The organism is Tumidithrix elongata BACA0141, assembly GCF_036349135.1.
In the GTDB taxonomy this organism is placed as follows: domain Bacteria; phylum Cyanobacteriota; class Cyanobacteriia; order Pseudanabaenales; family Pseudanabaenaceae; genus Tumidithrix; species Tumidithrix elongata.
Genome location: NZ_JAZBJZ010000161.1, coordinates 1 through 8,628 on the forward strand (window position 1 = coordinate 1; position 8,628 = coordinate 8,628).

At 47.2% G+C, this 8,628-nt stretch carries 7 protein-coding genes; 1 reads left to right on the plus strand and 6 read right to left on the minus strand.

Features of this window, described 5'->3' with window-relative positions; genetic code table 11:
* Nucleotides 1-320: 320 nt before the first annotated feature.
* Nucleotides 321-3,740, minus strand: coding sequence for a ribonucleoside-triphosphate reductase, adenosylcobalamin-dependent (nrdJ, locus tag V2H45_RS23590; protein WP_330486142.1), 3,420 nt, complete (start codon nt 3,738-3,740; stop codon nt 321-323).
* 252 nt (nt 3,741-3,992) lie between these two features.
* Here nrdJ and ypfJ point away from each other — a divergent pair, with 252 nt between their 5' ends.
* Entirely contained in the window at nt 3,993-4,856 is an 864-nt protein-coding gene (ypfJ, locus tag V2H45_RS23595) for a KPN_02809 family neutral zinc metallopeptidase (RefSeq protein WP_330486143.1), read from the plus strand.
* 157 nt (nt 4,857-5,013) lie between these two features.
* On the opposite strand, the gene V2H45_RS23600 is transcribed toward ypfJ, so the two are convergent.
* The 5 genes from V2H45_RS23600 to V2H45_RS23620 all read right to left on the minus strand — a co-directional run bounded on the left by V2H45_RS23600 (nt 5,014) and on the right by V2H45_RS23620 (nt 8,531).
* Nucleotides 5,014-5,688 (minus strand): MarR family winged helix-turn-helix transcriptional regulator, encoded by a 675-nt coding sequence (locus V2H45_RS23600; RefSeq protein ID WP_330486144.1) that lies wholly within the window; start codon nt 5,686-5,688, stop codon nt 5,014-5,016.
* A gap of 53 nt (nt 5,689-5,741) precedes the next feature.
* On the minus strand, nt 5,742-6,410 hold the full coding sequence (locus tag V2H45_RS23605) for an HPP family protein (protein WP_330486145.1): 669 nt from the start codon (nt 6,408-6,410) through the stop codon (nt 5,742-5,744).
* Nucleotides 6,411-6,445: 35 nt separating this feature from the next.
* Complete coding sequence (locus tag V2H45_RS23610; protein WP_330486146.1) at nt 6,446-6,880, minus strand: globin family protein; 435 nt, start codon at nt 6,878-6,880, stop codon at nt 6,446-6,448.
* Between the two features lie 257 nt (nt 6,881-7,137).
* Entirely contained in the window at nt 7,138-7,905 is a 768-nt protein-coding gene (locus tag V2H45_RS23615) for an RDD family protein (RefSeq protein WP_330486147.1), read from the minus strand.
* A gap of 26 nt (nt 7,906-7,931) precedes the next feature.
* Nucleotides 7,932-8,531: a hypothetical protein gene (locus V2H45_RS23620; RefSeq protein WP_330486148.1), complete on the minus strand. Its 600-nt coding sequence runs from the start codon at nt 8,529-8,531 to the stop codon at nt 7,932-7,934.
* Nucleotides 8,532-8,628 lie beyond the last annotated feature (97 nt).

The following is an 8,628-nucleotide window of genomic DNA, read 5'->3' on the forward strand; positions in this document are numbered from 1 at the left end:
CTAGATCTTTGCTCCTACGGCGCTATTGCTTACTAATTTTGTCCGAAGTATTGATATAGATTGGCATATAAATTTTTGATTTTATGCTTGCGATGACTAATCGTTATAAACATTTGGTTTTATGGTTACGATCGCCAAAATTATTATAAAAACTTTGCAGGTTTTAGGCGATAGACCTCGGGAGATCGACCAAAATATATTACACGCGTGAAAATATAAGGGGCAGTGCCCCTGTGATTGCCCTAGCTCTCAAGGACAGACACAGGGGCACTGCCCCTAGGTTGGATCGTTTATATATAGATATGTATTGACTGGAAAGCCTAGCTATTTGGCGTTGCTTCAGGCATCATGCATTTGTCAGAGTCGCAACCCGCAGGCCCAGCCTCTACCAAGAAACCAGAATCATAGCGATCGAGGCTCTTTTGGAAGTCACTGGTTTGACGACGTTGCTTGACGCCTTGCATGGCTTCATCGTAAAACGCTTTGTCGATGGGCTCAAAGGGCAAACGGGGGAAGGTTTGCAGGTCATCAAATCTAGCTAACAGTGCTGCTGAGATATAGCCCTCATCATCGCGAATCGCTTCGTAAATCCGCGTACCAAGGGACTCGATTTCATGTTCGCGCAGTTCCACCGTAGCAGAGGTATTGTGCCGCGTATAGTACTTTTGCACTTGCATGTAGAAGTCCATCTGGGTAAAGGCATCAAATTTACTGATGTCAACGCGATCGGCTCCTTCAAGATCTGCCCAAGATACCGCTACGGGAATTTCCACTAACCATTCCGAACATCTCGGATCGAAGGGGTCGTTCAACAGATTGCCATTCTCATCTTTATCCGATTGCGAAGGAATCACGCTATACCCATAGTCTATGCAAGCCAGTGCCACAGGATCGTTCTTACGGAACGTGATGCGACGCAAAAAGCGCTGGGCTTTGGGAGGATGCCACCCAGGGGATGCACCTGTGAGTAGGGATTTCGTGCCGCTAGGTTGCACGGTCGTGCAACGGTTGGGACGTTTGATCTGGTGGCGATCGCAATAATCCCAGACAACACGATGAACGATTTCACTCCAACGCGTCAAATAGGCCTGTTCCTTTGCCTTAAATTCCAAGCCCTTAATCGTATCGGGTCTGCCTTCTGTCCACCAATTTAGCCATTCCACGCCAAACGCATGCACGAAGAAATCAAATAACCCCGTGAAGGAAACTCCCACAATCGGATCGAGCAGGCGCGACTCTTGGTAGCGCGGTTCGTTAAATTGGTGATTGAGCAATACCGCCACGGACAAAGCCGCTGCTGTAAAGGCATCTTCTTGCTCGCGATCGTCCAAAGGATTGAGTCGATTTAAGTGAACTTCCGATAAATTACAATGGAAGTCTGCGCCAAGAATTTCACCACAGTTATGGGCAACAAAGCCATTGGCATCAAAGCGATGAACAGATGGCACGGTGCAATCATAAACGGCTTCTTCGCCATCGAATGAGATCGTGGCGATCATGGCTGTAAAGCGATCACGATTTAGATTGCGCTTGTAACTAGACAGTAGATCTTGGAGTCGAGCAGATTTTGCTGGTTCTTGGAATCCGATAACTTCTGCAAAAACTTGAACGTTATCGTTAGCAATTACAAGCTCATGCTGTGCTTTACAATGATATTCAGCAAGTTGGCGATTGGAATCTGGCATCATCCGAGATCCTTCCTTCCTGCGGTTTTGGTAAATCGAAGCACTAATCCCTATGCGAAGTAACATCCGTTGCACAGCTTCTAACAAAGGCAGATTGCTTTGAGCCAGACGAATACTCACGCCTTTCTCTTGAGTACCCTGAACGCTACCATCTGCGTCAAACAGTCCTTGCAAAAATCCGCGATAGAAGTCGTAACTAGATTGTTCGACTTCTGGCGTGGTTGTCTTATTACCGTGATAAATCCCATATTGCTTGGCAAGCTTTAATAGACCAGCAGAGCCAATTTCATAGTATTTATTTTGAGAATTATAGCACCCGTGCAAATTCTCAGAGTTAGGAATTACGTTCTTCACTAAAGTCAGGGCATGGTCTTTCATCTCGATTTGATTGTCTCCCCAAAACCTGAGCTTCGCTTGATAGCTAAAGCTTGCCGCATAACTAGAGAAACAACCATCACCGACTAAATTCCCTAAAAGCCATCCTTCCTCAGCGCTTCCTTTGCCATCCCAAGGTTGTAGCCCTCGGTGATTGTGGAGCAAGATGCGATCGCCTGCTTGCAGCTTTTCTGCTTCAACCCATTCTGAATATTGACTCTTTTGCGTTTGGGCTGTAACCTTGAGCAATTGATGATTGCCCGTCAGTCGCAGTGTATACCCTTCCTTAGTTTCTAGTTTCAGAATCGGCTTCACACCTGTAAAAAAGAAACCTTCTGGCGTCGTACTGAATAGCTCACCATTCACATAGAGGCTCTGTTGTTTACCTAGCAAGTCTTTCACTTGCCGCGCCCCATTCTCGGTGTGAACCCATGTATCGGCTGTAACGCAAGGATTCAAGCCATAACGCTGTAACCGATGTTCGATCTCGCGATCGCTCATTTCTGGCTTTTGAGATTTCAACCATTCCTTCGCCGCATCTCTTCCCTGTTCGTAAACCTTAAGGAATTCTTTTTTTAGCTCTAGGTTTGTGAGAATGTCGGCACTAGAACGCGCGATCGCTTCGCCTGCCCACTGAATTGCCCCTTCACCTGAGTAATATTGCTTGCGAACGGCTTCTACACATTCCTCTAAGGTCGGTTTGCGATGGAAAACACGGGTGTGATTTGCCATTCTCAAAGCATCGCGTTCGGGATCGATGCGCCAATTTCCTTCAGCATCCTGCTGCCAGAGGTTCTCTTTGGCGCTAGCGAACGCAGGATCGTTGCTATCCCCTTGCCTCATCCCAGCCGATCTTCTAATATTCCCAGCGACAATACAGACTGCGGCTTCGTCGATCAGAATGCAGCACTCGACGGAGGTGAGTTTGCGCCCCAAGGCTTTATTTAAAAGTGAAGCACATCGGGCATAGAGACTGGGCAATTTGACAGGATTGGCAACACCACCAAAACCTCGGAGCGGTTCGCCACTGGGACGTACATCGCTAATATCGACAATAATCTCAACATCACCCGTGAAGCGCTCGTCGGTAGAGAGTTCTAGCAGGGTCTGATAGGACTTGACCCATCCTTGACGACTATCGCCTACGTGAATGGTGACTTGGTTATTCGCAACATCGTACTTAACTTCGGTGCGATCGCGTCTTGCATCCGCAGGAGTTGCACCGATTTCACCCACGACCTTAACATTGAGGCGATTGCGAATGGCAGGTAGTTGGTCGGTATATTTTGGCTCTAGCATCGCGCCCGTACCGCAGCCCATCATGGCTAAGTCCATCATCAGACCAAAGGCTTGCCAGTCTACAACATTGGTACTCGTGCAGTTGTAACCACCTGAGAAATTTTCCGATCGCTCGATCCAGTCCGTGCCTCCGACCCATAGCCAACGCCCTGAGGTCATGGCTTTTACCTGCCGCTGCATGCGATCGATCAGTTCGGCTTCTGCATCTGTGAGGCTACCAAGCTGCTTTAACCCACTCAGGGTGCGATCGCATACTTCAGCCCAACTTTCACGCCGTCCGCTTTGCTTGCGGCTATAGGTTCTATAAAACACAGGATAGGCAGCAGGAGCACTGTCTGGAAATAGGCTCACCTGTTTTGCCCGTTCAAGTTCACGCACCATAGTCAAGTCTTACCAGTTTAGGTTTAGTAGATGACTATACACCCAAAATCAGAAAATTTACTAGATATAGTGTTACAAGTCTTGAAAAAATATTGTTAACACTACCAGTAGATTTGACTTTTTCTAAGAACCACGCTTGCTCATGGGGCTATACTAGCCCAAAAAAACGAGAATCGTTATGCATCAAATGACTGCTGTAGCTTAGAAGTAAACTATCATCGAGAAGATGTTGCACAAAAACGAGGAAGCAATATGAAATGGGATGAAATGCGCAAAAGTGACAACGTGGAAGACGAGCGTGAGGGTTCATCCTCGCAAGCTCCCGTTGGCATGCTTGGTGGGGTCGGCGTTGGTGGCGCGGCGATCGCTGTGATTTTAGGTTTAATCTTTAAAGTCAACCCCGCCCAAATCATGGGTTTTCTCCCCAATAATACAACTGCCCCAGTCACACAAAAACACACCCAACCCAAAAACGATCGGGATTCAGACTTTGTCAGATCGGTTTTAGGCGATACCGAAGATGTGTGGACGCGAATCTTTCAACAGCAGCTCAATACGCAATATCAACCGCCCAAGCTTGTATTGTTCCGTAGCAGCGTGAATTCTGCCTGCGGATCTGCCCAGACTTCTTCAGGCCCCTTTTACTGCCCTGCGGACAAGAAAGTTTACCTAGATATGGGCTTCTTTCAGTACCTGCAAGCCACGGCTGGCGCTGATGCCGATTTCGCCAGATCCTATGCGATCGCCCATGAAGTAGGGCATCACATTCAAAACTTATTGGGGACATCGGGCAAGGTGAGACAGTTAAAATCCAGCTCAAGCAAGACAAAAGCCAATGAGCTTTCAGTGAGAATCGAACTTCAAGCCGACTGTTATGCGGGGGTTTGGGGCTTTAATACAGCGCAACGCGGTTTGATCGGCGATCGCGATGTCGAGACAGCACTAAATACTGCCACGCAAATCGGCGATGATTATTTGCAGAAACAGGCAACGGGAAATGTTATCCCAGAATCATTTACCCATGGTACTTCTCAGCAAAGGGTTAAGTGGTTCAAACGCGGTTTTAGTTCGGGCGACATCAAGCAATGCGATACCTTTAACACCGATCAACTATAGAGAAGAGTTAAAGTTTACTCGTTGGTATTAGTTGCGTTGTTGTTGATAGGCCAAATAGATTGCCTCTAGGAATACATCGTCGGAAATGGCAGAAAGGGAGCCTTCCATATATTTTGGCTCTGAGTTCCTCGCCTAGCGCGGTCTTTCCTTTTTAGGACTACCCAAGTTTTGTTTGATATTGTTCCCAGTTATGCGTGGCAATGTCTGTTGGTGCAGCGATCTGATCGGGGCATTCTAAACGAAGATTGCGATCGCCAAAGGGCGCATCCACCAAACCGCAATAATGGGGGCGATCGCTGTGCGGATAGCGATTGGGCTGAAAAAAGCGACAGGTTACACACATCTTTGCGATCGGAATTTGACCCGCTTCCTGTAGTTTGCGAATCATTTTAATCAGTCCTCGCATGAAAATCGTCTGCTCTAGTTCGGACATTTCTCCTACCGCACCTAGCAATAAATCAGACCAGCAGGAAGTTTGGGTTGCCAACTTTTGCCCTTTAGGAGTCAGAGTAATTGCGATCGCACGTCCATCTTCAGGCGATCGGGTTTTCTGCACCAGACCTTTTTCATCTAACACCCTTACCGCATCGCTCGCCGTCGCCGCAGTTACAGCTAGACCATCTGCCACTGCGGACAGACGCATTCCATTTGTACCTTTAGCTTGTAACAACGATAGAATTTGGGCTTGGGTAGGAGACAACCCATGTTGACCTGCATCCTGCCAAGATTGACTTTTTAGGGCAATGCCGATTTTAGAAAGCCCGATCAAAATACGCTGCTCCGTCGATTCGCGATCGAGATTGACGGAATTTCCCTGCTCATCTGTACTCATATCTGTTATCAGCGATCTGCTCGTGGTGATATTTAGTGATATTTAGCCAAGATCTATAGCCAATGCTTGGGATAAGTTCTGCCTGGTACGAGGTTATTAAACACCACCGTCCAAAGCACAATAATAATCGATCCTGCGAATACAGGAGTGAAGAAAAAATGCCAAGATACACCGCTCATGACACCAATTAGAGCAACTGCACCCGATGGTGGATGAATGGTTCGCGTTAGCTTCATCAACTTAATCGTGGTTGCAACTGCCAAAGCCATTACCCAAGGAGCTGTGCCAAACAGTTGCACGCATACAATCGCCACGAATGCTCCCCAACAGTTTCCGCCAACCACATTTCGCGGTTGAGCTAAGGGACTATCGGGAACTCCTAATACCAGTACAGCCGTTGCACCCATAGGTGCCGCGATCAGTGGATAGGGACTATAGGCAGAAAGATAGGCTAAAATCGCAATTCCCACAAAACTTCCAAGCCAAGACAACAAAATCTGAGGATAGGAAAATCGAGGTTGATAGGCATGACCTCGTTGATGAGACTTGCGAAGATAGACTCTTAACCTGCGAGAGCCTCTCCCATTCTTTAAGAACTTAAAAGCTCCCTTTTTATGATTGTTTGTGGGATTCCCTTCTATGGGTACTTGCAATTCTTGAGGAATAGAACGTTTTGATAGCTGATGCTTGAGACGTTGCCACAAAACAATGGAGAAATTCATGGGCATATTTTTAGAGAAGGCAAAAAGCTAGACACCTATTTCTCTGCTAGTTGCAATACCTCCGCTGAATACTCTGCCCCCTCTAGCATGACCGCAGCGATCGCACCATAGGCATCCACCCAAGCTTGTTTGACTTCAGGAGTCCATGCATCGCCAGCAAGGCTTGCCAAGGTTTTGAGTAGAGAGTTTCCAACGAGGGGATAGTGTTTGGGTAGCACGCCATATTTCACATGACGAGTGCCCAAGCCCTTGAGCGTTGTTTGCAAAAGCTCAGCGTTACGGAGATTCACGACAACAAACTGCAAGGAATCAAACAGATGATCTCCTTGCTCGTTCATCTTTGTCTTGGCAAATAGGGGCTTAACCTCGGGATAATCACCTAAAAGGTTCGTATAGAAAGCAGTGGGGAAATCCTGCTTAGAATCCTGCACGAGTTGGAAACTTGACTCTAAAATCTCAATATTAAGCATGAATAATGATCTCTGTGATATTAGTTAGGACTCCTAACTAATATCATGCCCCCATAAGCCTGTCAAACTTTTGGGAAACTACAAGCTTCTCATAGGTATTGATTAGGTTCGTTATGATGATATCGGTTGGGGCTGGATTTGTTGAGTTTGGTAAGTCTGATTGCCAAGAAGCCGAAACGAACTTTTTTGAGATGATTTATGATTGCGGTCTTTAGCCTATTTGAAGGTTAAAGATTCCTTCCATAGACTTCTTGATTTCAGTTACTTTGTTGTTGATAGGCCAAATAGATTGCCTCTAGGAAGACATCGTCGGTAATGCCAGACATGGAACCCTCTAGCTCGATAATATTTTGAACTTGCTGGGCTAGCTGCCGACTCAGTTTGAGCTTGGCATTGCTTTCCATCACCTTGCGCCGTTGCAGGTATTCGCGAATTACGGCAAAGTCATCGGGGATGAGCGCCGCGATATTTGTGGTTACTAGCAAGCGATCGGCGATCGCTTGCGCTTCTTTAGACAAGGGAAAATTTGCCGCAGCCACAAGCCGATCTTCTTGAATCACCAGCGTACCTGCGACCCAATCGCCTAATCGCTTCTCTTTTGCCCCAAGCATAATGCACCACGCCCCAATCGAAAAGAGGTCATCTACAGGGCGCAGTAAGGCTCTTAAGGCTGCCTGCTGTAGTCCAGTCGGTCTACCATCTTCGCGAATCACCCGAATTTTTGTCCAGCGTTTACCTGGGGTCTGCCCTTGCCACAGGGTTTCAAAATAGACAAAGTAGCCCACATAAACAGCGAATCCCAGCAAAAAGGCGATCGCGGCAATCCATTGGCGAGGAGCATTCCCTTGCAATATGGGAAATTGCGTGGACGCGATCGCCCAGCAGGTGAAAACCAGCGCTAAGATGATTCCCCAGATTAAATAGTCGATCGCCAGAGCAAGGGCGCGATTGCCAATCCCTGCCAGCGTGAATTCTAGCTCGACACTTTCGGGGGTACGCAGTGTGATTCGGTTAAACAGGCGCATACAAAAAATAGAATTTGGGCAATAACTTAGCGATCGCGGAGTTGCAGATCGATACCCTCACGACGACTGCGAAGATCGTAATACATAACCGCTTTAATCGATTGCCAGAAAGGCAACACAATCACCCCACCCAACAGGCTGATCAGAAGATTAACGATGTAAACCATCCAGAAGGCGAATGAATTGACAGGGATCAAGCGAAGGAAGTAACTAGGTAGATAATTGGTGACTGCCTGAATTGGAATGGTGACTAGGAACGCGACAAACACGATCAGTTGTACTCTGCCTACGGCAGCAGCAGTGAGATCCCAACTTCTTTGGACACCTTGGCTGGAACTCAGCTCAGTCTCAACGGCTAGGGGAACTTCGGAAATGCTCCAGCGGGTGTAGTACCAAACCAGCCCCACGATCACTACAATAATAATCACAAAAAATATAGGAGACTGATTGAGTGGAGATCTCGATCCAATGCTCAAAACTCCTGCGACAATTCCCCCAGCAAAAGAGAATAAAAAATAAAGTCCAAACAGGCGTAACCCTACTTCTAAACCAGCAAGGAAGAACGTCCACATGCGTGGGTACACTTTCTTCCCAGCATCACTCACACTTTCTGGTTGGTTTGCCATCTCTTGATATGCCAAGCGCGAAATTAATGCCGAGTTCGCTAGATCAATACTTCGGACAAAATTAGTAAGCAATAGCGCCGTAGGAGCAAAGATCTAG

Bases quoted from the DNA above. Each gene is read 5' to 3' on its own strand.
- nrdJ (WP_330486142.1), bottom strand. From the start codon at position 3,740: ATGGTGCGTGAACTTGAACGGGCAAAACAGGTGAGCCTATTTCCAGAC.
- ypfJ (WP_330486143.1), top strand. From the start codon at position 3,993: ATGAAATGGGATGAAATGCGCAAAAGTGACAACGTGGAAGACGAGCGT.
- V2H45_RS23600 (WP_330486144.1), bottom strand. From the start codon at position 5,688: ATGAGTACAGATGAGCAGGGAAATTCCGTCAATCTCGATCGCGAATCG.
- V2H45_RS23605 (WP_330486145.1), bottom strand. From the start codon at position 6,410: ATGAATTTCTCCATTGTTTTGTGGCAACGTCTCAAGCATCAGCTATCA.
- V2H45_RS23610 (WP_330486146.1), bottom strand. From the start codon at position 6,880: ATGCTTAATATTGAGATTTTAGAGTCAAGTTTCCAACTCGTGCAGGAT.
- V2H45_RS23615 (WP_330486147.1), bottom strand. From the start codon at position 7,905: ATGCGCCTGTTTAACCGAATCACACTGCGTACCCCCGAAAGTGTCGAG.
- V2H45_RS23620 (WP_330486148.1), bottom strand. From the start codon at position 8,531: ATGGCAAACCAACCAGAAAGTGTGAGTGATGCTGGGAAGAAAGTGTAC.